Source organism: Rhizobium sp. BR 250 (genome assembly GCF_047445855.1).
Classification (GTDB): Bacteria; Pseudomonadota; Alphaproteobacteria; order Rhizobiales; family Rhizobiaceae; genus Agrobacterium; species Agrobacterium tumefaciens_I.
Genome location: NZ_JARWKW010000014.1, coordinates 90217 through 114083, shown reverse-complemented (window position 1 = coordinate 114083; position 23867 = coordinate 90217). Strand labels below are relative to the sequence as shown.

The following is a 23867-nucleotide window of genomic DNA, read 5'->3' as shown; positions in this document are numbered from 1 at the left end:
GCCCTGTTATGCCATTCTTTCCGTCCCGCCAAAAACCACCCGCGCCCTCAAGCCGCGCCCGCCCGCGCCGTCTTCCAGCGTCAGCCGCCCGCCGAACAGGCCGGCGATCTCCTCGATGATGGCAAGGCCAAGGCCGGCGCCGGGGGCGGTGTTGGCTTCGCCACGGGCGAAGCGCTGGCGCACCATGGCGCGTTTTTCCGGGGGGATGCCGGGGCCGTTATCTTCCACTTCCAGCCAGACGGCGCCCGTCTCCTTGCCAACGCGAACGGTGACTTCCGCGCCGCGCCCGGCATAATTGATGGCATTGGAAACGAGGTTGCCGATCAGCTCGCCGATCAACAGCGGTTCGGCGGAAATGGTCGCCTCGCCCTCGCCTTCAAAACCGAGATCGATGCCGGCGTCGGCCGCACGCGGCACGAAATCGGCCGTCACATTCTGCGCAACGGCCACGAGGTCTATCGCGGAAAAATCGTGTTTCTCGCTGGAGCCGGCGGCATCGATATTGGCCATGCGCAAGAGCTGGGCGAGGATATGTTCGGCATGCGCCACCGAAGCGCCGCCCTTCAGCGCCGCCGCCTGCGCCTCCTTAAGACTTGACGCGCGGGCGGAAAGCGCAAGCTGGGTGCTGATGATGGCAAGCGGCGTGCGCAGCTGGTGGCTGGCATTGCCGGTGAAATGCCGAAGCGCATCGAGCGCCGATTGCAGCCGCACCATGAAGGAATTGACCGTCTCCACCAGATTTTCCACCTCCACCGGCACGGATTGGCGGATCGGGTGCAGGTCATTGGGACTGCGCTCGGCAATGGCTTCGCTGAGCCGGTAAAGCGGCCGCAGCGAAATCGTCACGGCGATCCAGACGATGATCGCCGCCCCCACGATCATCAAGAGCAGTCGCAGCGCGGAACGCAGGATGATGGCCTGCGCCAGCTGACTGCGGGCAATCGTGGTTTCGGCAACCGTCACGGAAAAGGGTACGGAATTGATGCCGGTGGACGCAAACCGGCGGATGGCGGCGATGCGGATCGGCTCGTCACGAAACACCGCGTCGCGATAGGCGGGCGTATCGCCGGCCGTGTTCTCCACTGTCGGCAGGTTCTGATAACCGGTGAGGAATTGCCCGTTCGGCCCGTCGACCCGGTAAAATACCCTGTCCTGCGCGGCAGAGGTCAGCATTTCCAGCGCCACATAGGGGATGTCCACTTCCAGCGAACCATCCTCGGCCACCACCACCCGCTCGGCAATGGCGAGCGCCGAACCGGAAAGCACCCGGTCGGAGACGACATTGGCGGTGTTGACCGCCTCGCGCCATGTATCGGTCAGCGCAGCGCAGCCGATGATGGCGGTGGAGATGAGAAGCCAGCCTAATAGTCGCCGCCTGAGCGAATAGGCGGCCTGTCTCATTCCGCCATCTCCGGCAGTTTTTCGAGATAATAACCGATGCCGCGCGCCGTCTTCACCGTCAGCCCGTGGGGGGCAAGCCGTTTGCGCAGGCGGCTGACATATTGCTCGATGGCATTGGCGGAAATATCGTCATCGAACCCGGTCAGCGATTGCACGATCGCCTCCTTGGCGACCACCTTGCCCGCCCGCATGAACAGCACTTCGAGCAGCGCCACCTCGCGTGCCGGAATATCGAGCGGGCGCCCGTCCGCCGAAAAGGTGCGGGAATTGAGATCGAACAGCACCTTGCCGAAACTGAGCGCGGAGGAGCGCAGCCCGGCATTGCGGCGCAGAAGCACCCTCACCCTTGCCTCGAATTCGGTGATGTCGAAGGGCTTGATCATGTAGTCGTCGGCGCCGAGATCCAGACCCTTGACCTTTTCTTCCGGCGTGCCGCGCGCCGTCAGGATCAGCACCGCCGCCTTGTCCTGGCGCGAACGCATGGAGCGCAGCACCTCGATACCGTCCATTTCCGGCAGGTTGAGGTCGAGAATGACGAGATCGAAACTTTCCGCCGCAATAGCCGCATCGGCGGAAGCGCCGTCGGAAACCACATCCACCGCATAACCACTGCCGCGCAGAAGGGCGGATAACCCTTCCGACAACACCTGATTGTCCTCGACCAGCAAAATACGCAAATCTTTCCTCCGGCAATCCTGCGAATTTAACCAAGCCCTTGCCGCTTGTGAATGGCAAGCGCGTGCGGCATGATCTTTTCCATGCGTATCTGCCTTTTTCTCTGCCTCTGTCTTTGCATGGCCTCGCCCGCGCTTGCGCAGGTCGCCGTTTTTCCGGCCCCTTCAGGCAAGGCGAATGCCGAGACGCTGGTGGTCTATTCCTCGCTGGATGAGCCGCTGGCGACACCGATGATCGAGGGTTTCCAGAAGGCCAATCCCGATATTGCCGTCCATTACGAGGATATGCTGACCGGCGAAATCTACGACCGCATCGTCAAGGAAACGGATGCCGGCAAAAAGACGGCCGATTTCGCCTTCTCCTCCGCCATGGACCTGCAGGTGAAGCTGAGCAACGATGGTTACGCCCAGCGTTCCGACCTTGCCATGAGCGCGCGCTGGCCGGCCTGGGCGAACTGGCGCAACACGGCCTATGCGCTGACCTTCGAGCCGGCGGTCTTCGTTTATCACAAGCCGAGCTTCACCACCGAAAAACCACCCGCAACCCGTGCCGAATTTGTCGATTATCTCGAACGCCACGCCAAGGAGGTGCATGGCCGCATCGCCACCTACGACATAGAACGCTCCGGCGTCGGTTTCCTGTTCATGTCGCGCGATCAGGAGCAGTTTGGCGATATATGGAGCGTCATCAAGGCCATGGGGGCGGCGGGCGTGAAGGTCTATTCCACTTCCTCGGCCATTCTGGAGCGGGTTTCTGACGGCCGTTTCGTGCTCGGATACAATATTCTCGGCTCCTATGCGGCAGACTGGGCCTCGCGCCACCCCGATGTCGGCATCGTGTTGCCGAAGGATTATACCGTCGTCATGTCGCGCATCGGGCTGGTGCCGGAAGCCGCCGCCAATCCCGACCTTGGGCGTCGCTACCTTGAATTCTTCATGTCGAAGGAAGGCCAGACGATCATGGCCCGGCAATTGCAAATCCCAGCCGTCAGCCCGGAAGTGGCGGGCGAAAACACCGCCAACACCATGCAGGCCATCCACGGCGCGCAATTGCGTCCCGTCCCCGTCAGCCCCGGCCTGATGGTCTATCTGGACCAGGTCAAGCGCAGCCGCCTGATCGAGCGCTGGAACGAGGCGCTGCGCTCGCAATAGGTTCAATACGCGTCAGATAACGGAGGCACGCCGGGTTCGGGCGGCAGATCTTCGGCTCTTTCGCGGGCGAACCAGCTTTCAAGAAGCGCCAGCAATTGCGGCGCGAGCGGAAGCGCATCGATATCACGCATATCCAGAAGCGCCGGCTGCCCCTCACGGACCGAGAGGTGATGGATCATGTTCTGCACCACATGAAATTCCGTCGGCGCCAAAGCCAGCCGGGCCAAACGTTCGGCGCTTTCGGGGGTGCATTGCAGGTCCTTTTCACCGGCGATCAGCAGCATGGGGCAAGGCACGGCGCGGTAGAGACCGTTGACATCCAGATCGATCAATTCACGCAGCCAGCGGGCGCTGACGCGCGTGGGGCCTAGACGGATGGTGCCGCCGTCAAGCGTGCGCACATGCGCGAGCTTACGCCGCATGCGCCGGTCGTAAGGTTCGCTGAAGCGCCGCGCGAGGCGCAGCAGGATACCCAGCAGGCCGGGCACACCGGGCAGTTCGCGCTCTATCCCTTCCGCCTGATGGATCAGCATGGTCTCCGCGCTATCATCGAAGGGGCAGAGCTGGATGAGCGCGCACGGCGGGTGGGCGAGGCTCGACGACAATTGGGCGGCAATGGCTGTGCCTTCGCTGTGACCGAGCATATACATACGGCCGGTATTGCTGAATGGCGCAACGGTGAGCGCATGCCAGCACGCCTCTGCGTCGTCAACGAGGTCATGATAACCGGCAGCGAGAAAATGGCCGCCGCTGGCGCCGGCGCCGCGCTTGTCGTAGCGGTAGCTCGCGACGCCGTATCCGGCAAGCGCCCTGGCAAGCTTGAGATAAAGGCCAGGACCACGTCCGCCGGCACCCACATTGCCGTCGCGGTCTACCCTGCCGCTTCCCTGAAGAATGAGGACAAGAGGAAAGGGACCGTCTCCGGCGGGCAGGCACAGGCTGCCGCTGAGGGTAAAGCCCGGACGAGCCACGTTCCAATCTCTTTCTGCGAATGACATTGAACCCGCCTCCCCTTCGAGCCCACCTCGCCCCACACGCCACAGTAGACGTCCGGCACAAATTAATAGAGAGTAAATGCGCAAGGACTTGCGTAGCGTCAGTTAGATGACAGCTTTTTATGATGCTCTGTAATCCTTCTTCATTCCGTGGAGGCGGAAGAAGATGCGGGAGGAAATCCAGGACGGTTGCAAGGCCCCACGCTGAGCTTTCAGCGCTGGCACGGCTGCGTCATGAAATCCCTTCCGCATAAACGAAAAACGACGCCCAAATAAGGGCATCCTGAGGAGGGTTTTCCAAGTGAAACATTTTCTTATCGGCACATTTCTGGCGGGCATGATCGCCCTTCCGGCGGCTGCGGCAGATTACACCATCATTGCCCCGGCCAATCCCGGCGGCGGCTGGGACCAGACCGCGCGCTCGCTGCAGACCGTGCTGCAGGAAGAAGGCATTTCCAAGAGCGTTCAGGTACAGAACGTACCGGGCGCCGGTGGCACCATCGGTCTTGCGCAGTTCGCCAGCCAGCAGAAGGGCAATCCGCACGCGCTGATCGTTGGCGGTTACGTGATGGTCGGCGCGATCCTCACCAACAACGCGCCCGTCACCCTCAAGGAAGTAACACCGATCGCCCGTCTGACCGGCGAATATGAAGCCATCGTCGTTCCGGCGTCCTCGCCGCTGAAGACCATCGGCGATCTCGTTGACCAGCTGAAGAAAGACCCGGGCAGCGTTTCCTGGGGCGGCGGCTCCGCCGGCGGCACCGACCATATCGCCGTTGGCCTGATCGCCAAGGCGGCCGGCGTCGACCCGACCAAGATCAACTACATCGCCTATTCCGGCGGCGGCGAAGCCCTTGCCTCGATCCTCGGCTCGCAGGTGACTGCCGGTATTTCGAGCTATGGCGAATTCGAAAGCCAGGTTAAGGCCGGCACGCTGCGCCTGCTCGCGGTTTCCAGCGAAAAGAAGCTGGAAGGCGTCGATGCCCCGACGCTCAAGGAAAGCGGTCTCGATGTCGTGGTCCAGAACTGGCGCATGGTCGCCGCTCCTCCCGGCCTGACGCCGGAACAGGAAAAGGCCGTTAACGCCGACATCGAAAAGCTGGTAAAATCCGCCAAGTGGCAGGAAACCCTGAAGACCAAGAGCTGGATGGACACCTATCTCGCCGGTGACGAATTCAAGGCACAGCTTGCCAAGGACACCGACGCCACCGCCGCCATCCTCAAAGACATCGGACTGGTAAAATGAGCCAGGGTTCCAACCCTTCACATCAAAAGCGCCGCCCTGACTGGGCGGCGCTGGCGATCGCCGTCTTCCTCGTCCTCATCGCCTCAGTGATCTTCTGGGACAGCGCGCGTCTCGCCAGCGTCACCGGTTATTCGCCGGTCGGCCCGGCAACCGTGCCCTATGCCATCGGTTTCTGTCTTGTCGGCCTCGCGCTCTGGACGGCCATCGAGGCCTGGCGCGGTGATTTTCCCGAACGCGACAGACAGGAAATCGCCCCGGTCATCTGGGTCGTCGCCGGCCTTGCCGCGCAGATGCTGCTGCTCAACGTCGCCGGTTTCTCCATTGCGACGGGCCTGCTCTTTGCCTTCACGGCGCGCGCCTTCGGCAAACGCAAGCTCTGGTATTCGATCCCCATCGGTATCGCGCTCAGCTTCTTCATCTGGTTCATCTTCGCGCGGCTGCTGCAGCTTTCGCTGCCCGCCGGGCCTCTGGAACGGCTGTTGTTCTAACAGCCATTCCGACCAAAATTCGAGATCACAGGAACAACCGGCGCGCGACGACGCGAAAGCCAGCCGTTCCGCCCGACAGGGGGACATCTGTCCATGAGTACCTTTGAATTCCTGCTGCACGGTCTTGAGGTTGCCGCCCAACCCATGAACCTGCTTTATGCGCTGATCGGCGTCACGCTCGGCACCGCCGTTGGCGTTCTGCCCGGCATCGGCCCGGCGCTGACGGTGGCGCTGCTTCTGCCCGTCACCTACCGGCTCGATCCCGCCGGTTCGCTCATCATGTTCGCCGGCATCTATTACGGCGGCATGTATGGCGGCTCGACCACCTCGATCCTGCTCAACACGCCGGGCGAAAGCGCCTCGATCGTCACAGCACTCGAAGGCAACAAGATGGCCCGCAAGGGCAGAGGTGGCCCGGCACTTGCCACCGCCGCCATCGGCTCCTTCGTCGCCGGTCTCATCGCCACCGTGGCACTCGCCTTCATCGCGCCCTATATCGTCAAGCTGGCGCTGGTCTTCGGCCCGCGTGAATATTTCGCGCTGATGGTTCTCGCCTTCGTGACCGTATCTTCCGCCTTCGGGGATTCGGCGCTGCGCGGCCTCACCTCGCTCTTCATCGGTTTTGCGCTTGCCATTGTCGGCATCGACCAGCTGACCGGCCAGACCCGCATGAGTTTCGGTATTCCCGACCTGCTCGACGGTGTGGAAGTGACGACACTTGCGGTCGCCATGTTCGCCATCGGCGAGACGCTGTTCATCGTCGCACAGGGCAGCACCGGCCCGGACAAGGTGGAAGCCGTGAAAGGCTCCGTCTGGATGAGCGCGCAGGACTGGGCACGTTCCTGGAAAGCCTGGCTGCGCGGCACGCTGATCGGCTTCCCCATCGGCGCCATGCCGGCGGGCGGTGCGGAAATCGGCACCTTCCTTTCTTACGCTACCGAAAAGAAGCTGACCAAATATCCGGAAGAATTCGGCCATGGCGCCATCGAAGGCGTCGCCGGTCCGGAAGCCGCCAACAATGCGTCCGCAGCCGGTACGCTGGTGCCGCTGCTCACACTCGGCCTGCCGACGACGGCGACCGCCGCCATCATGCTCGCCGGCTTCCAGCAATATGGCCTGCAGCCCGGCCCGCTTTTGTTCGCGACCAATCCGCAGCTCGTCTGGGGCCTGATCGCCAGCCTGTTCATCGCCAACCTGATGCTGCTGGTTCTGAACCTGCCGCTCGTCGGCCTGTGGGTGAAGCTCTTGACCATTCCGAAGCCCTGGCTTTACGCCGGCATCCTGCTGTTCGCGACGCTTGGCACCATTGGCGCCAACCCGTCGGTGTTCGAACTTGGCATGCTGCTCGCCTTCGGTATCCTCGGCTATATCATGCGCATCTTCGGTTATCCGATTGCGCCTGCGGTCGTTGGCCTCATCCTCGGCCCGCTCGCCGAACAGCAGCTGCGCCGCGCCCTTGCCATCGGCCAGGGCGACCCGACGGTGCTGTTCACCTCACCGATTGCCGTTGGCCTCTTCATCGTTGCGGCCGCCGCCTTCATCATCCCGCTGATCATGCGCATCCGCGGACGTGGCGAGGTGCTGACGCAGCTTGCCGCCAACGAGGACTGAGAAACCAGGGAGCCTCCCAAGGCAACTGGCCCCGTATCTTCGGATGCGGGGCCTTTTTTATTCACGCCAACGGGATGTGTGGCACAGATGCGGCCATGATAGGATTGCTGCAAACGCAGGAGAAGAACATGCGCAAGATCGCGATCATGATGGTTCTGGCGCTCGCCGGCTGCACCACCGCCACGCCCGATGTGGAGCCCATTCCCGGCAGCATCACCTATGGCGGGCAGCCGCGCACCAAACTGACCAAATCCCCCATCGGCAGCACGCTCAGCAATGAATTCGTGATGGGCGACGGGCGGCTGGCGATCGAGACCTATCGTGTACAGCCGGACCGGTCGTTGAAACTGGAGCGACGCGAAATCGTTGGCGATTGGCCGCAGGATTGAAACACGGCAGTCACGTTCGGAATGCAATTGCGCAGAGACAAGCCGGGTCTGCCCCACCATCGGGGCACGCCCGCGCCGTCACATGCCGCGCACCTGAAGATGGCACACGGGACTGGCGCCGATCCTCGCTCAACCCTCGACGTCATCCTCGGGCTTGACCCGAGGATCCATCAACCCCGCCGCAGTGGATCCTCGGGTCAAGCCCGAGGATGACGGGGAGAGATGAGCGCGTGTTTCACTGCCCCACATTTCCCGCTCACGGCAATTCAGAACCGTTCTAAAACATAATTTTGATTTCCGCGAACCTTGCCAATAAAGCTGACAGCGGACATCAAGTTAACCCCACGGGACAACCTTCCGCGGGCTTAGAACCATATTGCAAGGGACATATAAGTGGCCATCAACTTCACCTTCCCCGTTCGACTGCTGGCGGCAGCAGCCTTCAGCCTTGGCGCGATAACCGCAGGCGCGCAGGAAATGACGATCAAGCACGCGCAGGGCGAAACCGTGCTGAAAGCGGCACCGAAGAAGGTTCTGGTTCTCGATATTCCCTCGCTCGACAATCTCGATGCACTCGGCGTCGAACCCGCCGGCGTGGTCGGCTCCAACTTGCCGACCTATCTGCAGAAATATGCCGATGACAAATATCTGAAGGTCGGCACGCTGTTCGAGCCCGATTATGAGGCGATCAATGCGGCCGAGGCCGATCTCGTCATCGTCGGCGGCCGTTCGCGGGCGAAATATCCCGATGTCGCGAAGATCACGCCGGCTATCGACATGTCGGTCGATTCCAAGGAATTCATTGGAAGCGTGAAGGCCAACATCACCAAGCTCGGCGATATCTTCGGCAAACAGGAAGAAGCCAAAAAGCTCGATGCTGCGATCGATGAAAAGGTGGCAAAGCTGAAGGAAATCGCGCCCAATTCCGGCACGGCGATGATCCTCGTCACCAATGCCGGCAAGGTTGGTGTTTATGGCCCAAGCTCGCGCACCGGCTGGCTGCACACCGAAATCGGCTTCAAACCAGTCGCCGCAGATATCGATGACCGCTTCGACCGCGGTGACGTCGTCTCCTTCGAATATCTCGCCGAGGTCAATCCCGAATGGCTGTTCGTGATCGACCGCGACGCTGGCATCGGCCGCGCCACCGACCCCGGCAAGGCCGCCGCACAGGTGCTGGACAATGAGCTGGTACACCAGACCAATGCCTGGAAGAAAAAGCAGATCGTCTATCTCGACCCGCAGGCGGCCTATATCGTCAGCAGCGGTTACACGGCGCTCACCACCCTGCTCGATCAGGTCTACAAGGCCGTTTCCGAGAAGAAGTCTTAGGCACTATACGCACCTGTTCCTGAAGGCTGCGCCAAACTCGACGTCATCCTCGGGCTTGTCCCGAGGATCTACCAAGGCATCGTAAAATCAATGAGTTGCAGACCCTCGGGACAAGCCCGAGGATGACGGAGAGAAGGTTGGACCCTCTCCGCAACCTCAGAGGCCGCCGGAGCTTTCACCATTTTCGAAACACCACCGACGTGAAATCCCTGTCCCTCATCCTTGCCCTTCTTCTGGCTCTGGCGCTCGCCACCACCAGCCTGTTCGTCGGCGTCAGCAACGTCTCGCTCACCACGCTCTTCGCGCCGGATACGGGCGCGGATGCACTGCGCGTGCTGCTGGTCAGCCGCATTCCGCGCACACTGGCGCTGATATTGGCCGGAAGCTCCATGGCGATTGCCGGCCTCATCATGCAGATGCTGGTGCGCAACCGCTTCGTGGAGCCTTCGACGGCGGGCACCACCGAATCCGCCGGCCTCGGCCTGCTCACCGTCACCTTGCTGGCGCCCGATACGCCGATCTTCGGCAAGATGCTGGTGGCCGCCATTTTCGCGCTGGCAGGCACCGCGCTCTTCCTGCGTATCCTGCGGCAAGTGCCGCTGCGCGACGTGCTGCTGGTGCCGCTGATCGGCATCATGCTGGGCGGCGTCATTGCCGCCGTTACCACCTTCTTCGCCTATCGTTTCGACCTCTTACAATCGCTCGGCACATGGATGACGGGGGATTTTTCCGGTGTGCTGCGCGGCCGTTATGAATTGCTATGGGTCGGTTTCATCCTGGCCATTGCCGCCTATCTCGCCGCCGACCGTTTCACCGTGGCCGGCATGGGCCGCGATTTCACCACCAATCTCGGCCTCAATTATCGCCGGGTCATGGCGCTCGGCCTCACCATCGTCTCGCTGGTCAGCGCCGTCGTAGTCGTCACGGTCGGCATGATTCCCTTTCTCGGGCTGATCGTGCCGAATGTCGTCAGCCTGATGATCGGCGACAATATGCGCCGCTCCGTGCCCTGGGTGGCGACGCTTGGCGCGGTCTTCGTACTTTCCTGCGACATCATCGGCCGCACCGTGCGCGCGCCTTATGAAATACCGATCGGAACCGTGGTCGGCGTCATCGGCAGCGCTCTCTTCCTCTATCTCCTGCTGCGGAAACGCCACCATGCGTGAGAGGCATCCCGACCGGCGCGCAAAAACCGTTCTCATCGTGCTTGCGGCATTGGCGTTCATATCCATGGCCGCCTTCATGACGCTTGGCGCCAAGGGAAGCTGGAGCTTCGTGCTTCCCTTTCGCGGCATCAAGCTTCTCTCGCTCGTGCTGGTGGCCTATGCCATCGCCGTCTCCACCGTGCTGTTCCAGACGGTCACCAACAACCGCATCCTCACCCCTTCGGTGATGGGCTTCGATTCGCTCTACGTGCTGATGCAGACGGGGCTGATCTTCGTGTTCGGCTCGGCAACCGTGGTCATGATCGATCCGCAACTGAAATTCCTCACCGAGACCGCCCTGCTCGTCGCTTTCTCGGCCCTGCTCTATCGCTGGCTTTTCGTTGGTGCCGAACGCAGCCTGCATCTTCTGGTGCTGGTCGGCATCGTCTTCGGCGTCTTCTTCCGCAGCCTCTCGGGCTTCATGCAGCGCGTGCTGGACCCGAATGAATATACGGTGCTGCAGGATGTGCTCTTCGCCAGCTTCAATTCCATCGATCCAACGCTTCTCACCGTCTCCGCCATCATCATCGGCCTGGTGACCGTCATCGGATCGCGTCTGATGCACACGCTCGACGTTCTCTCGCTCGGCCGCGCAACGGCCATCAGCCTCGGCGTCGAATACAAGCGCACGGTCACCATCATCCTCGTGCTGGTCTCGGTGCTGGTCGCCGTTTCCACCGCACTCGTCGGCCCGGTCATGTTCTTCGGGCTGCTGGTCGCGGCCCTTGCCCATTATCTGACGGGCAACGGCAAACACGCCTATGTGCTGCCGGCGGCGATCCTTATCGCCGTCATCTGCCTCGTCGGCGGGCAGGTGGTTTTGGAACGCATCTTCGCCTTCGATACGGCGCTTTCCATCATCATCGAATTTCTGGGCGGCATCGTCTTTATCGGTCTTATTTTGAAGCGGGGTGCGCGATGATCATCGCCAGTCAGATCAGCAAATCCTATGGCGATAGCCTCGTCGTCGACGGTGTGACCGTCTCCATTCCGGCAGGCGGCGTCACCTCCATCATCGGGCCGAACGGGGCGGGAAAATCGACCCTGCTCTCCATCATGGCGCGGCTGATGTCCATGGACGCCGGAACCGTGACGGTCGGCGGGCTGGATGTGGCGAAAACCCCTTCCGATACGCTGGCGAAGCGGCTTTCGATCTTGCGGCAAGACAACCACATCTCCTCGCGCCTGACGGTGCGCGATCTCGTCGGTTTCGGCCGTTACCCCTATTCAAAGGGCCGACCGACCATTGAAGACAAGGTCCATATCGACCGGGCGCTCGAATATCTGCATCTCGAAGCCCTCGCCGGCCGCTTTCTGGACGAGCTTTCCGGCGGCCAGCGTCAGCGCGCCTTCGTGGCCATGGTGCTGTGCCAGGATACGGATTATGTGCTGCTTGACGAGCCGCTCAACAATCTCGACATGAAACACGCCTCCGGCATGATGAAGATCATGCGCCGCGCCGCCGACGAGCTGAAGAAGACCGTGGTACTGGTGCTGCACGATATCAACTTCGCCTCCTGGTATTCCGACACCATCATCGCCATGCGCGAAGGCCGCATCTGCCATCAGGGGCCGGCAGAGGAGATCATCCGCCCGGATATCCTTGCGGATATCTATGACATGCCGATCCGTGTCGAAGAGATAGAGGGCAGGCGCATCTGCCTGTTTTATGAGTGACATGATGATTGTGCAGGATTTTTACCGTCGCAGTGCTTAGCATGGAACAGGGCCTCAGGCCCGGACGTTAAACGACGGACTTTTCCAAAGCGGCATTCCGTCCGCAACTTCAGGAGACATCGATGAAGACGCACAAGACGAAGAACGACCTGCCTTCCAACGCCAAGGCGACGGTGATCGGCATTCTCAACGAATCGCTGGCTTCGGTGATCGACCTTGCGCTCGCCACCAAGCAGGCGCACTGGAACCTGAAAGGCCCGCAATTCATCGCCGTGCATGAACTTCTCGACACCTTCCGCACCCAGCTCGACAATCACGGCGACACGATTGCCGAACGTGTCGTGCAGCTTGGCGGCACGGCACTCGGCAGCCTGCAATCCGTCTCCTCGACGACGAAGCTCAAGGCCTATCCGACCGATATCTACAAGATCCACGACCATCTCGACGAATTGATCGAGCGTTATGGCGATGTCGCGAACATGATCCGCAAGGCGATCGACGATTCCGATGAGGCCGGCGACCCGACGACGGCCGATATCTTCACCGCCGCCTCGCGCGATCTCGACAAGTCGCTGTGGTTCCTCGAAGCGCATGTGCAGGAAAAGAGCTAAGCGGACGTCCGCCCACCCCGCAACAGCAAAGCGCCCGGAATATCCGGGCGCTTTTTTTCATATTGGATTGTCAATGCCGTCGCAGAACGGCAAGCCCGATATCGCGCAGCATCTCATGGTCGAGAATGCCGCGCTGGGCGCTGCGGATCAGAACCGCTGCGCACTCATTGGCGACATGGCTGCTGCGATCTTGAAGGCACTCGAAACATACGCCATCGAAAATATTCTGCAGATCGCTGATCTGCTCCGGCGACAACTGCGCGCCAACTCTTTCAAAAGCTGCATACGACAAGGCTCATCCTCCCGATGATGATGATATGCCAAGTATCGTTTTCTTTTTTTCGTGGACATCAAATTTGTACACCTGAACGAATCACTTGTCGAATCAGATTTTAACCAAATGTAAATAGGTTATTTTCTGGCCCACCTGTCAGTTATGGCTTACCGGTTCGGGCGATAAAAACAAATTGAAACAACATCTTCCCCCGGAGCACCCCTGTTCGGCCTCCATCCTTTCCCCGGCATTCCCGATAATTCCGCCAAAGGGTGGATTTCCACCGAAACAGCAAAAGAAACTGTTGCATTCCAAAAACGATTGAGCGATATAGCACCCGTCGCCGCTTCGGTGGCCCACGGTTCAGCGAACTACCCCGGACCGGTGGATTTGAGCGGGTGTAGCTCAGGGGTAGAGCACAACCTTGCCAAGGTTGGGGTCGAGGGTTCAAATCCCTTCGCCCGCTCCAGTTTTCCTAAACAATCAGATAAATATCACGAATTTTCGGTTCGGCTCGACGGTTTGTCTTTATCCATCGTCGCCTCCGGATTGGCCGTCCCGCTGCCCAAATCCAGTTTGCGTGGCATGATTAAACATGCATCTCACGGCTTGAATTACTATTGATAGATTAAATAATTTAGCAAAACACTTAATATTAAATCGCTAATAAACAATAATTATTCTTTAATTATCCAAGTATATCAGTTTACGACAAAGCGCATGACGCCAAGAAAGAACCCATGAAGGGATCAATTTCCTTATAGGAGTTGTCACGATGAGAGATTTTCCTGTTGTTGCGAAGTTTTTGACTGTGTTTGCGCTGTTCGGTCTTTGCGTAATCTTGATAGCCGCCTATTCCGCGGTGCAGATCAAGACGATCGATAAAAGCTATAGCGACCTCATCAAGCACGAAAGCACGGCAGCCTTGAATCTGGCGCTTGCGAACCATGCCCTGTTGAATGGGCGCGCTGCCCTGGCAGATATGATGATTGCCTTTACGGAAGAGGGCAATGCCGCCGCTGAAGTTGAAGTAAAAGCCACCCTCACCGAATTCGCGAAGTTGATGGACAGAGCCATTGCCTCGGCTCCGAATGACGGCCGTTTGCCCCTGCTCAAAAATGAAGCGCAGACACTCTACAATGTGACCTGCAAAAACGCCTGGCATCTGGGAAGAACGGCATCAAATGTGGATGAGGCACTGGCATCGCAAAAGGCGTTTGGCATGGAGTGCCAGCCGATCTTCACCAAAATCGGTGCGAAACTGACGCAGATAGCCACCGAAATTTCGGCCCGGAACGACAAAGAAAGCAGTGCCCTGACAGCGGCAAGCGAACAGACCGCGCTCGTGACCGTCGCTGCGGTCATCCTCGGTTTCCTCCTCGTCGTCGTCGTCGGATATTTCGCGATCCGCAACTGGCTGGTCACACCGATGCAGAAACTTGCCGGCACGATGCAAAGGCTTTCCAACGGTGACCTTGCCGTCGATGTGAATGGAACGGACCGGCGCGACGAGGTCGGTACGATGGCCAAGGCGGTGCAGGTCTTCAAGGACAACGAGCTGAAGGCCCGCCAGCTGGAAGCGGATGCGGCACGTGAGCGCGACCAATCCGAATCGGACCGTCAAAAAACCATCGAAACGGACCGCAAGCGTGCCGCCGAAATGACGGAAGCGACGAGCGGTCTGGCCGAGGGTTTGAAACATATGGCCGATGGCGATCTGTCCTACCAGCTGACAACGCCTTTCGCGGCAGACTTCGAAAGCCTGCGAGCGGACTTTAATATGGCCGTAAGCCAGCTCAACAAAACGCTGCTTTCCGTTGCCGACGTCACGGCCGCTATCGATGACGGCTCTCGCGAGTTGAATACCAGCGCCGGCGATCTGTCGCGGCGCACGGAAACGCAAGCCGCCTCACTGGAGGAAACGGCGGCGGCACTCGGCCAGATCACCGGCAACGTCAATAATTCCACAAAGCGGACGGAAGAAGCGCGGGTCGTGGCGGTTGAGGCGAACAGGTCAGCGCAAACGTCCGGCCAGGTCGTCGCAAGTGCGGTCGACGCCATGAAGCGTATCGAGAACTCCTCCAGCCAGATTTCCAACATCATCGGCGTCATCGACGAGATTGCCTTCCAGACGAATCTTCTGGCACTCAATGCGGGCGTGGAGGCTGCCCGTGCCGGTGAGGCAGGCAAAGGCTTTGCGGTTGTTGCACAGGAAGTGCGTGAACTTGCGCAACGCTCCGCACAAGCCGCCAAGGAAATCAAGGAACTTATCCGCAATTCCGCCGATGAGGTTCAAAACGGCGTCAAACTTGTGACCGCCACCGGTGACGCCCTGCAGGTTATTGAAGGTCACGTCATCGCCATCAATACGCATCTCGACGCAATCGCGACGTCTGCAAGGGAACAGTCCGCCGGGCTGGCCGAAGTGAACAGCGCGGTCAACCAGATGGACCAGGTCACCCAACAAAACGCTGGAATGGTTGAAAGGGCAAAGGCTTCCAGCACGTCGCTCGCAGGCGATGCCGAGAAACTCCGCCAGATCATCGGCGAGTTCAGGCTGGATGGCACAATCTTGAACGTCGGTACCGCTCGAACCGAACGTCATCAGGCACCGATGCGCGTTACGAACGGTGCACAGCCGAGACCATCCCCGGCGCGGCGCATGATCGGCCAGGTGGCCGCCGCACTCGGTGTCTCCACAGCCTTGAAAGAAGAAAGCTGGGCCGAATTCTGATCCGTCCTTTGACAAGCCCCCCGGATATGTTGTCCGGGTCTCTCATCGTCCCACCCGAGCTGTGTGGGACGATTATCCGCCGGAATAACCGGGAAATATAAGCAACATCACACCAGCCCATGAACCAGCTTCGCCAGCCAGTCGACAAAAACGCGCACCTTGTTGGTCACATGCCGGGTCTGCGGATAGACCACATAGATCGGCATGGCCTCGCGCCGCCATTCTGAAAGCACCGGCACCAGTTCGCCGCGCGAAAGCGCATCCTTCACCATGAAGACGGGAAGCTGCACGATGCCCATGCCGGCCAGAGCCGCATTGAGATAGGTGCGGCTGTCATTCACCGAGACGACGTAATTCGGGGTCAGTTCGACGCTGCGCACACCATTGTCAAAGGAGGCCGGCATGATCTGGCCGGTGGTGGCATTGAGATAGCCCACCGAATAATGATCCTTCTCCAGATCCTCCGGCTCGCGCGGCATGCCGAAATTTTCGATGTAGGTTGGCGAGGCAAAGGTCTCGAACCGGAGTTCGCCGACTTTACGGGCAATCAGCGACTGATCGCGCAGCACACCCACGCGCAGGGCACAGTCGACATTTTCCGCGATATAGTCGACCAAACGGTCGCCAACGCCGAGGTCGAGACGGATTTGCGGATAACGCTGGTAAAATTCGCAAAGATGTGGGATAACCACCAAGTCCGCAAAGACACCGGCCATTTCCACCCGCAACCGGCCAGAGGGTTGTACCTGTGCGCTGGACATACTGCCGTCCAGTTCTTCGATTTCCGATAAAATCTGTGATGCCCGCTCATAATAGAGAGCGCCGTCCGTTGTCAGCATCACCCGCCGCGTGGTGCGGTTGAGAAGCGTGGTCTGCAAATGCGCCTCGAGCGCCTGCACCATATTGGTAACCGTGGTTTTCGGCATGTTCAGCGCGGTGGCGGCGCGGCTGAAATTGCCGGTTTCCACGACCCGCGTAAAAACCCGCATGGCGGAGAGCTGATCCATTCACTGCCTCGGAGATATGATTATCCGTGATTTCGGAATAGTGTTTTCAATTTTGCATGCTTGATCGTTTCGATCCGAACAATAATATGGATTTCAGATTTTGCAATATGATCCGCCTTAAGCATGTCGCGCAAAAGCGCGTTGCGGTTTTGCGGTGACGACATGCGGCAAGATAAAAACTTAAAGCGCAGGAGCGTATCCGAAAGATCGCAACACGCTTTAAGTGGCGGCGCAAAGGATCTGGAGTCATGAACGCGCATTGGGAAAATATGGGGAGTGAGACGTCCGCGTCGAAGCTTTCCGTGCGCCGTTATGAAGGTTCCTGCCTCTGCAGCCATCCGCCTATCGTGCTTTACCTGCGTGGCGGATCGTTTCTGGAACCCGGTCTTGAACCGGGCGGCAGTTGCCCCGAGCTTCCGGTGGCACGCGCGCTTGCGGAAAGCGGCGCGGTGGTGGTGGAAGCCGATTACAGCAAGCCGTCCGGCAATGAGTTTCCGATGGTCATTGACTGCGCTTACGAAGCGCTCGACCATCTGAGCCGGGATCGCAAGCATTATGGTGGCGCGAAATCGCTGCTGTTCGTGGCCGGTGAAGAGGCTGGTGGTAATGTGGCGGCGGGCCTTGCGTTGAAGGCTCGTGACCGCATGCCGGGCAAACTCGCAGGCCAGATTCTTCTGTCGCCCATGATCGATCCGATGATGACGACGGAATCCTTCCGCAACGCGGACAGGATCGGCATGCGCCAGCGCTGGGCCGATGGCTGGAGCCATTACCTTGCCAAGGCGTGCGGGTTTTTCCACCCCTATGCCGCGCCCTGCCAGTGCACGCGGCTGAACCGGGTGGCGCCGGCGCTGATCTTTACCGCCGAGGATGACCCTCTGCGCGACGAAACGGTCAATTATGGAGACCGCCTCATCGCCTCGGGTGTCAGCGTCCGGAGCCATGTTTTCCCCGCCGGCGTCGGCTGGACGGGGCTTTATCAAGGAGAGGGCGGCGGATGGGTCTCATCCGTCTGTTCGGAGTTCAAGACCTTCGTTGACCAGTTGAGACACTGAATACCGCATTTTGAGCATGTCCAGTAAAAGTGCGTAGCGGTTTTACGTCCGGATCATGTGACAAAACAAAGAGATAGATGAACTGACCTGCTCCTGATCAGGAGCCAAGGAGAAACCCATGACGCTGAACACCAAGCGCCGGGCCCTGACGGGTGCCGGTATCGGGCTTGCCATGTCCGTTGCAGCCGCAGCATTGTTTTTCGATCTCCCCACCAGCCGCGACGCAACGGCCGCTTCCACGCCTGCCGAAATGCCGGCGATCCCGGTCACCGTCGCCAAGGTGGAAAGTCGTGACGTGATGCGCTGGGAAGAATTTTCCGGCCGTCTCGAAGCCGTCGACCGGGTGCAGATTCGCTCGCGTGTCGCCGGCCAGATCAAGGCCGTGCATTTCCGTGAAGGCGCGCTCGTCAAGGAAGGCGACCCGCTCTTCACCATCGACCCCGCCCCCTATCAGGCTGCCGTTGCAGGCGCTGAAGGACAGGTCGCTTCCGCCGAAGCCAAGGTCAGCCTTGCAAAGACGGAGCTCGACCGTGGCCGCCGGCTTTCCGATAATCGCACCATCTCCCAGAGCGATCTCGACCAGCGGCAGAGCTCGTTTGCGGATGCCGAAGCCCAGCTTCGCGCCGCCCGCGCAGCACTGACCACCGCCCAGCTTGATCTCGGCTACACCGAAATCCTCGCGCCGGTTTCCGGCAGGGTCGGCCGCATCGAGATCACCGCCGGCAACCTCGTCGCCGCCGGCTCGACCTCGCCGGCACTGACGACGCTGGTATCGGTCAATCCGATCTATGCCAGCTTCAACGCCAGCGAAGGCGTGGTAGCCAAGGCGCTCGCCGAACTGCCGAAAACCGATGGCGCCCTGCCCGCTCTGGAACAGATCCCCGTGGAAATCGGCACGCTTTCGGATGAAGGCACGCCGATCAAGGGCACGCTGCACCTGATCGACAACCAGGTGGATTCGGCAAGCGGCACCATCGGTGTCCGCGCCGTCTTCGACAATCCGGATGGCAGGCTGATCCCCGGCCAGTTCGTGCGGGTGCGCATGGGCGAACCGAAGCCGGAAAACCGCATCGTCATCAGCGATCGCGCCATCGGCACGGATCAGGACAAGCGCTTCGTCTTCGTGGTCGATGCCGAAAACAAGGTGAGCTACCGCCAGATCAAGCCCGGCGCTCCGGCTGACGGCCAGCGCATCATCGAAAGCGGCCTTGCCGCCGGTGATACGATCGTCGTCAACGGCCTGCAGCGCATCCGCCCCGGCGCCACCATCGCACCGCAGGCGGAAGACAAGGTTGCTGCCTCGCAGTAACCCGCCTCTTTGATCAATAAGCGTCCCGCGCTTTCGCGAGACGCCCCTTCAGACAGAACCGGCTTCACCGGCGGCAGAATTGCCGCCGGAACGGCCTTCGCATTCCCAAAGACCCGGAGAGGGACTGGATATGAATATTTCCAGATTTTTTGTCGACCGGCCGGTATTCGCTGGCGTGTTGTCGATCCTGATCGTGGTGGCAGGCCTACTCGGCATGCGCGCCCTGCCGATTTCCGAATATCCGGAAGTCGTTCCGCCATCCGTCGTCGTCCGCGCCACCTATCCCGGCGCGAACCCGACCGTTATTGCCGAAACCGTCGCGACACCGCTTGAAGAACAGATCAACGGCGTCGAGGACATGCTTTATATGGCGAGCCAGGCGACATCGGACGGCGTGCTGACGCTGACCGTCACCTTCAAGCTCGGCACCGATCCCGACAAGGCGCAGCAGCTGGTGCAGAACCGCGTGTCGCAGGCCGAACCGCGCCTGCCTTCGGAAGTGCGCGCGCTCGGCATCACCACCGTCAAGAGCTCGCCCGACTTCATCATGGTCGTCAACCTCGTGTCGAAGACCGATGCCTATGACATCACCTATCTGCGCAACTATGCGACGCTGAACGTCAAGGATCGCCTTGCCCGCATCGAAGGTGTCGGCCAGGTACAGGTCTTCGGCGCCGGTGACTATTCCATGCGCGTCTGGCTTGATCCGCAGAAGGTGGCCGAGCATGACCTCGCCGCCAGCGACGTCTCCGACGCCATCCGCCAGCAGAACGTGCAGGCGGCAGCCGGTGTCATCGGCGCTTCGCCAAGCCCGAATGGTGTGGACCTGCAGCTCAACGTCAATGCCCAGGGCCGTCTGACAACGCCGGAAGAATTCGGCAACATCATCGTCAAGAGCGGCGCCAACGGCGAAATCACCCGCCTGCGCGATGTCGCCCGCATCGAACTCGGTGCCGCCGATTACACGTTGCGCTCGCTGCTCGACGGCGAACCTGCCGTGGCTGTTGCCGTGCTTCAGGCTCCCGGTTCCAACGCCATCGAAATCGCTGACAATGTCCGCGCCACGATGGATAATCTGCAGCTGGCTATGCCGGATGGCGTGAAATACGAGATCGTCTACGATACGACGAAATTCGTACGCTCCTCCATCGAGAAGGTTGTCGATACACTCCTCGAGGCCGTTGGCCTCGTGGTGCTTGTCGTCATCCTCTTTCTCCAGACATGGCGCGCCTCGATCATCCCGCTGATCGCCGTCCCGGTCTCGATCATCGGCACCTTCGCCGTCATGTATGCCTTCGGTTTCTCCATCAACGCGCTAACGCTGTTCGGGCTCGTGCTCGCCATCGGCATCGTGGTGGATGACGCGATCGTGGTCGTCGAAAACGTCGAGCGAAACATCGAAAACGGGCTCTCGCCGCGTGACGCCACCTATAAGGCGATGCGTGAAGTGTCCGGACCGATCATCGCGATTGCGCTGGTTCTGGTCGCGGTCTTCGTGCCGCTTGCCTTCATCTCCGGTCTGTCCGGCCAGTTCTATCGGCAGTTCGCACTGACGATCGCCATCTCCACCGTCATTTCGGCCATCAATTCGCTGACGCTGTCGCCCGCGCTTGCGGCCTTGCTGCTGAAGGAACACGGTGCGCCGAAAGACTGGCTCACCCGCTTCATGGACAAGATCTTCGGCTGGTTCTTCCGTGGCTTCAACCGTGCCTTCGGCGCGGCTTCGAACGGCTACGGCAAGACCGTCGGCGGGCTGGTGACGCGCAAGAGCCTAGTGATGCTGGTCTATATGGCACTGGTGGCCGCCACCTATGGCATGTTCACCACGGTTCCGAGCGGCTTCGTGCCGGCACAGGACAAGCAGTACCTGATCGGTTTTGCCCAGCTTCCGGACGGCGCGACGCTCGACCGCACGGAAAGCGTCATCAAGCGGATGAGCGACATCGCCATGGAAACGCCCGGCGTCAGCCACGCCATCGCCTTCCCCGGCCTGTCGATCAACGGCTTCACCATCGGCTCCAATTCCGGCATCGTCTTTGCGGTTCTCGATGATTTCGAAAAGCGCAAGACACCGGAACTGTCCGGCGGTGCCATCGCCATGCAGCTGAACCAGAAATATGCCGGCATTCAGGATGCCTTCATCGCCATGTTCCCGCCGCCGCCGGTCAACGGTCTCGGCCAGACGGGCGGCTTCAAGCTGCAGATCGAAGACCGCGCCGGTTACGGTTACCAGACGCTCGACGAGGCGGCGAAAGCCGTGATCGCCAAGGCATACCAGACGCCGGAGCTGGCGGGTATCTTCTCCAGCTACCAGATCAACGTGCCGCAACTCTTCGCCGATCTCGACCGCGCCAAGGCCGAACAGCTCGGCGTGTCGGTCAGCGACGTCTTCCAGACGCTGCAGATCTATCTCGGCTCGCTTTATGTCAACGACTTCAACGCCTTCGGGCGGACATACAGCGTGCGTGTGCAGGCAGATGCGCAGTTCCGCGCCCATGCCGAAGATATCGGCCGCCTGAAGGTGCGTTCGGCAACGGGTCAGATGATCCCGCTTTCGACTCTGCTGAAGGTGGATGCCACGACGGGACCGGAACGCACCAACCGTTATAACGGCTTCCTTGCGGCCGATATCAATGGCGGACCGGCACCGGGCTTCTCCTCGGGACAGGCACAGGCGGCGATCGAGAAGATCCTTGCCGAAACCCTGCCCGCCGGTGTCGATTACGAGTGGACGGACCTGACCTATCAGCAGATCCTCGCCGGTAACTCCAGCATCGTGGTCTTCCCGCTGGCGCTGCTGCTCGTCTATCTCGTGCTCGCCGCGCAATATGAAAGCCTCACGCTGCCGATCGCGATCATCCTGATCGTACCTCTCGGTGTGCTCGCGGCCCTCACAGGCGTCTGGCTGACGGGAGGGGATAACAACATCTTTACGCAGATCGGCCTTGTCGTCCTTGTGGGTCTCTCGGCGAAGAACGCGATCCTGATCGTGGAATTCGCCCGGGAACTGGAATTCGAGGGACGAACGCCGCTTCAGGCGGCCATCGAGGCAAGCCGGCTTCGTCTCCGCCCGATCCTGATGACCTCGCTCGCCTTCATCATGGGCGTGGTGCCGCTGGTCGTCTCCACCGGTGCAGGTGCGGAAATGCGCGCGGCCATGGGTGTCGCGGTGTTCTCCGGCATGATCGGCGTGACGTTCTTCGGCATCTTCATGACACCGGTCTTCTACGTGCTGGTGCGGAAGCTCGCAGGCAACCGCCCGCTCATCCAGCACAAGCAGGAAGAACCGGCCAATTCGGACTACAAGCTCGAAAAGGCCGGCTGACGCCTCACCTCCCATCCACCGCCACCTTCGACGCAAGCCCGCCGCGCATCCCCCGATGCGCGGCGTTTTTCATGGCTGGAGGCATTCATGCGACGTCGCTGAAATAGAATCCGTTTCAAATGCTTAAGCAGAGAACATCTCCATGTTGCACTGCATAAAAAATGATGAAAGCCAATATATCTGAAACGAACAACTGGCTCGGAAAGAAACAGTGGTATTTTATGCTTTGTATTTTGTGGTAATTTCCAAGAACGGGGTGATTCGGACTAAATGATTTAGTTCAGGGGCGACATGATGGAGCAGGATTACGAAAACTGGGCAACCACCGTTGCCTATTCGATCGTGATGCATGAGGGTCTTGATCTCGCGCTTTCCGCGCAGAATCTGGACAGGGGCAAGACCAGGAACAATCGTGAGCGGCTGATGGAAGCCATCCGCACGTCGCTACTCGAAGCCCGTTCGCGCGGCGATTACCTGACGGCGGCGTGAAGGACTGCCAGTCGCGCCGGATACGGCAGTGGCTCAGGCCGGAAGCAGATCGGTCCGGATCGCGGCTTTCAGCGGCAGGTGATCCGAGGCGATGCGTGCCAATGCGCTGTCATGCGCCTCCACCTGCTCGATCAGCCCTTCGCGATTGGCAATGATCCTGTCGAGCGCCAGCACCGGCAGGTTGGACGGGAAACTCGGCACTGCCGGCGGCAGGCCGCCGAAAGCGTCCCGGAACGTATTGAGCGACGAACCGTTGCCGAGACGCCATTCATTCAGGTCTCCCATGAGGATGGTCGCGCATTCGTTGCGCGCTTCCAGAAGCCCGACCAACGCCTTGGCCTGCTGGGCGCGGGAATGTCTGAGAAGGCCGAAATGGGCGGCGATGATCCGCAACGTGCCACCACTCTTCAGGTCCAGCTCCACGACGAGTGCGCCGCGTGGCTCAAGCCCCGGCAATTTCAGCGTATGAACGTCCCTCACCGCCCCTTCCCTGAACAGCACGACATTACCGTGCCAGCCATGCGCCTTCACGCCGGCCTGCACCGGCACGGGGATGAGCCCGCTTTCCCGTTCCAGCCGGGCAAGATCGAGCAGGCCAGTGCGCTCGCCGAAACGGCTGTCTGCCTCCTGGAGGGCGATGATATCCGCTCCGATTTCCTGAATGACACGGCTGGTGCGATCCGGATCGAACTTGCGGTCGCGGCCGACACATTTATGCACATTGTAGGAAGCGATGACCGGAAAGGAATGGTCTTTTATCGCCGGCACCGCATTTTGCCGCTGGCGGCGCTCGCGCAGCGACTGCATGACGAAGGCCGGCAGGCTGGCATTCTTCGCCAGCGCCGTTTTTTCGTTATCCAGCAAGCCGTTCTTCTTCACGCGTCAATGCCTCC

The 23867-nt window shown here is 60.3% G+C and carries 21 protein-coding genes and 1 tRNA gene; 16 read left to right on the top strand and 6 right to left on the bottom strand.

All coding sequences use genetic code 11. The features are described from left to right. Positions 1 to 6: 6 nt before the first annotated feature. The gene (locus tag QD336_RS20910; protein WP_499172042.1) at positions 7 to 1401 is read right to left on the bottom strand and encodes a sensor histidine kinase; all 1395 of its coding nucleotides are present in this window, start codon (positions 1399 to 1401) and stop codon (positions 7 to 9) included. Beyond that, complete coding sequence (locus tag QD336_RS20905; RefSeq protein WP_003491888.1) at positions 1398 to 2078, bottom strand: response regulator; 681 nt, start codon at positions 2076 to 2078, stop codon at positions 1398 to 1400. Before QD336_RS20905 ends, QD336_RS20910 begins: the two co-directional genes overlap by 4 nt. Before the next feature lie 81 nt (positions 2079 to 2159). Here QD336_RS20905 and QD336_RS20900 point away from each other — a divergent pair, with 81 nt between their 5' ends. Then, positions 2160 to 3227, top strand: a complete 1068-nt coding sequence (locus QD336_RS20900; protein ID WP_499172041.1) for an ABC transporter substrate-binding protein — start codon at positions 2160 to 2162, stop codon at positions 3225 to 3227. Positions 3228 to 3229: 2 nt separating this feature from the next. Here the strand turns inward: QD336_RS20900 and QD336_RS20895 are convergent, their stop codons facing one another. After that, positions 3230 to 4225, bottom strand: a complete 996-nt coding sequence (locus QD336_RS20895) for an alpha/beta hydrolase (protein ID WP_499172040.1) — start codon at positions 4223 to 4225, stop codon at positions 3230 to 3232. A gap of 334 nt (positions 4226 to 4559) precedes the next feature. Here QD336_RS20895 and QD336_RS20890 point away from each other — a divergent pair, with 334 nt between their 5' ends. The 9 genes from QD336_RS20890 (at position 4560) to dps (ending at position 12781) form a co-directional block, all read left to right on the top strand. Continuing rightward, entirely contained in the window at positions 4560 to 5468 is a 909-nt protein-coding gene (locus QD336_RS20890; protein WP_442864871.1) for a Bug family tripartite tricarboxylate transporter substrate binding protein, read from the top strand. Then, entirely contained in the window at positions 5465 to 5956 is a 492-nt protein-coding gene (locus tag QD336_RS20885) for a tripartite tricarboxylate transporter TctB family protein (protein ID WP_499172039.1), read from the top strand. Before QD336_RS20890 ends, QD336_RS20885 begins: the two co-directional genes overlap by 4 nt. Positions 5957 to 6049: 93 nt before the next feature. Further along, entirely contained in the window at positions 6050 to 7567 is a 1518-nt protein-coding gene (locus tag QD336_RS20880) for a tripartite tricarboxylate transporter permease (RefSeq protein WP_269340227.1), read from the top strand. Between the two features lie 128 nt (positions 7568 to 7695). Next, positions 7696 to 7956: a hypothetical protein gene (locus tag QD336_RS20875; RefSeq protein WP_499172038.1), complete on the top strand. Its 261-nt coding sequence runs from the start codon at positions 7696 to 7698 to the stop codon at positions 7954 to 7956. Positions 7957 to 8349: 393 nt separating this feature from the next. Then, positions 8350 to 9288, top strand: a complete 939-nt coding sequence (locus tag QD336_RS20870) for a siderophore ABC transporter substrate-binding protein (protein WP_499172037.1) — start codon at positions 8350 to 8352, stop codon at positions 9286 to 9288. 200 nt (positions 9289 to 9488) lie between these two features. Then, complete coding sequence (locus QD336_RS20865; RefSeq protein ID WP_499172036.1) at positions 9489 to 10454, top strand: ABC transporter permease; 966 nt, start codon at positions 9489 to 9491, stop codon at positions 10452 to 10454. Next, positions 10447 to 11415 (top strand): iron chelate uptake ABC transporter family permease subunit, encoded by a 969-nt coding sequence (locus QD336_RS20860; protein ID WP_499172035.1) that lies wholly within the window; start codon positions 10447 to 10449, stop codon positions 11413 to 11415. Before QD336_RS20865 ends, QD336_RS20860 begins: the two co-directional genes overlap by 8 nt. Next, positions 11412 to 12170 carry an iron ABC transporter ATP-binding protein gene (locus tag QD336_RS20855; RefSeq protein WP_499172034.1) on the top strand — a complete coding sequence of 253 codons (759 nt, stop codon included), beginning with the start codon at positions 11412 to 11414 and terminating at the stop codon, positions 12168 to 12170. The genes QD336_RS20860 and QD336_RS20855 overlap by 4 nt, the downstream gene beginning before the upstream one ends. 122 nt (positions 12171 to 12292) lie before the next feature. Continuing rightward, positions 12293 to 12781 (top strand): DNA starvation/stationary phase protection protein Dps, encoded by a 489-nt coding sequence (gene dps, locus QD336_RS20850; protein ID WP_499172033.1) that lies wholly within the window; start codon positions 12293 to 12295, stop codon positions 12779 to 12781. A gap of 70 nt (positions 12782 to 12851) precedes the next feature. On the opposite strand, the gene QD336_RS20845 is transcribed toward dps, so the two are convergent. Next, a complete protein-coding gene (locus QD336_RS20845) occupies positions 12852 to 13073 on the bottom strand; it encodes a hypothetical protein (RefSeq protein WP_269340219.1) in 222 nt (73 codons plus the stop codon). Between the two features lie 376 nt (positions 13074 to 13449). On the opposite strand from QD336_RS20845, the gene QD336_RS20840 reads away from it, so the two are divergent. Together QD336_RS20840 and QD336_RS20835 are read left to right on the top strand one after the other, a co-directional pair. Beyond that, positions 13450 to 13524: transfer RNA gene (locus tag QD336_RS20840), tRNA-Gly, on the top strand. 306 nt (positions 13525 to 13830) lie between these two features. After that, positions 13831 to 15789: a methyl-accepting chemotaxis protein gene (locus tag QD336_RS20835; RefSeq protein WP_499172032.1), complete on the top strand. Its 1959-nt coding sequence runs from the start codon at positions 13831 to 13833 to the stop codon at positions 15787 to 15789. 107 nt (positions 15790 to 15896) lie between these two features. Here the strand turns inward: QD336_RS20835 and QD336_RS20830 are convergent, their stop codons facing one another. Further along, positions 15897 to 16796 (bottom strand): LysR family transcriptional regulator, encoded by a 900-nt coding sequence (locus QD336_RS20830; RefSeq protein WP_269340217.1) that lies wholly within the window; start codon positions 16794 to 16796, stop codon positions 15897 to 15899. Positions 16797 to 17044: 248 nt separating this feature from the next. Here QD336_RS20830 and QD336_RS20825 point away from each other — a divergent pair, with 248 nt between their 5' ends. The 4 genes from QD336_RS20825 to QD336_RS20810 all read left to right on the top strand — a co-directional run bounded on the left by QD336_RS20825 (position 17045) and on the right by QD336_RS20810 (position 22974). Next, on the top strand, positions 17045 to 17851 hold the full coding sequence (locus QD336_RS20825; RefSeq protein WP_269340215.1) for an alpha/beta hydrolase fold domain-containing protein: 807 nt from the start codon (positions 17045 to 17047) through the stop codon (positions 17849 to 17851). A 118-nt stretch (positions 17852 to 17969) separates the two neighbouring features. After that, on the top strand, positions 17970 to 19160 hold the full coding sequence (locus QD336_RS20820; protein WP_269340213.1) for an efflux RND transporter periplasmic adaptor subunit: 1191 nt from the start codon (positions 17970 to 17972) through the stop codon (positions 19158 to 19160). A 130-nt stretch (positions 19161 to 19290) separates the two neighbouring features. After that, entirely contained in the window at positions 19291 to 22485 is a 3195-nt protein-coding gene (locus QD336_RS20815; RefSeq protein WP_269340211.1) for an efflux RND transporter permease subunit, read from the top strand. A gap of 291 nt (positions 22486 to 22776) precedes the next feature. Next, a complete protein-coding gene (locus tag QD336_RS20810; protein ID WP_269340210.1) occupies positions 22777 to 22974 on the top strand; it encodes a hypothetical protein in 198 nt (65 codons plus the stop codon). A 33-nt stretch (positions 22975 to 23007) separates the two neighbouring features. Here the strand turns inward: QD336_RS20810 and QD336_RS20805 are convergent, their stop codons facing one another. Continuing rightward, the gene (locus QD336_RS20805; RefSeq protein ID WP_269340209.1) at positions 23008 to 23853 is read right to left on the bottom strand and encodes an endonuclease/exonuclease/phosphatase family protein; all 846 of its coding nucleotides are present in this window, start codon (positions 23851 to 23853) and stop codon (positions 23008 to 23010) included. Positions 23854 to 23867 lie beyond the last annotated feature (14 nt).

Bases quoted from the DNA above. Each gene is read 5' to 3' on its own strand.
- QD336_RS20910 (WP_499172042.1), bottom strand. From the start codon at position 1,401: ATGAGACAGGCCGCCTATTCGCTCAGGCGGCGACTATTAGGCTGGCTT.
- QD336_RS20900 (WP_499172041.1), top strand. From the start codon at position 2,160: ATGCGTATCTGCCTTTTTCTCTGCCTCTGTCTTTGCATGGCCTCGCCC.
- QD336_RS20895 (WP_499172040.1), bottom strand. From the start codon at position 4,225: ATGTCATTCGCAGAAAGAGATTGGAACGTGGCTCGTCCGGGCTTTACC.
- QD336_RS20890 (WP_442864871.1), top strand. From the start codon at position 4,560: ATGATCGCCCTTCCGGCGGCTGCGGCAGATTACACCATCATTGCCCCG.
- QD336_RS20885 (WP_499172039.1), top strand. From the start codon at position 5,465: ATGAGCCAGGGTTCCAACCCTTCACATCAAAAGCGCCGCCCTGACTGG.
- QD336_RS20880 (WP_269340227.1), top strand. From the start codon at position 6,050: ATGAGTACCTTTGAATTCCTGCTGCACGGTCTTGAGGTTGCCGCCCAA.
- QD336_RS20875 (WP_499172038.1), top strand. From the start codon at position 7,696: ATGCGCAAGATCGCGATCATGATGGTTCTGGCGCTCGCCGGCTGCACC.
- QD336_RS20860 (WP_499172035.1), top strand. From the start codon at position 10,447: ATGCGTGAGAGGCATCCCGACCGGCGCGCAAAAACCGTTCTCATCGTG.
- QD336_RS20855 (WP_499172034.1), top strand. From the start codon at position 11,412: ATGATCATCGCCAGTCAGATCAGCAAATCCTATGGCGATAGCCTCGTC.
- dps (WP_499172033.1), top strand. From the start codon at position 12,293: ATGAAGACGCACAAGACGAAGAACGACCTGCCTTCCAACGCCAAGGCG.
- QD336_RS20835 (WP_499172032.1), top strand. From the start codon at position 13,831: ATGAGAGATTTTCCTGTTGTTGCGAAGTTTTTGACTGTGTTTGCGCTG.
- QD336_RS20830 (WP_269340217.1), bottom strand. From the start codon at position 16,796: ATGGATCAGCTCTCCGCCATGCGGGTTTTTACGCGGGTCGTGGAAACC.
- QD336_RS20825 (WP_269340215.1), top strand. From the start codon at position 17,045: ATGAACGCGCATTGGGAAAATATGGGGAGTGAGACGTCCGCGTCGAAG.
- QD336_RS20820 (WP_269340213.1), top strand. From the start codon at position 17,970: ATGACGCTGAACACCAAGCGCCGGGCCCTGACGGGTGCCGGTATCGGG.
- QD336_RS20815 (WP_269340211.1), top strand. From the start codon at position 19,291: ATGAATATTTCCAGATTTTTTGTCGACCGGCCGGTATTCGCTGGCGTG.
- QD336_RS20810 (WP_269340210.1), top strand. From the start codon at position 22,777: ATGATGGAGCAGGATTACGAAAACTGGGCAACCACCGTTGCCTATTCG.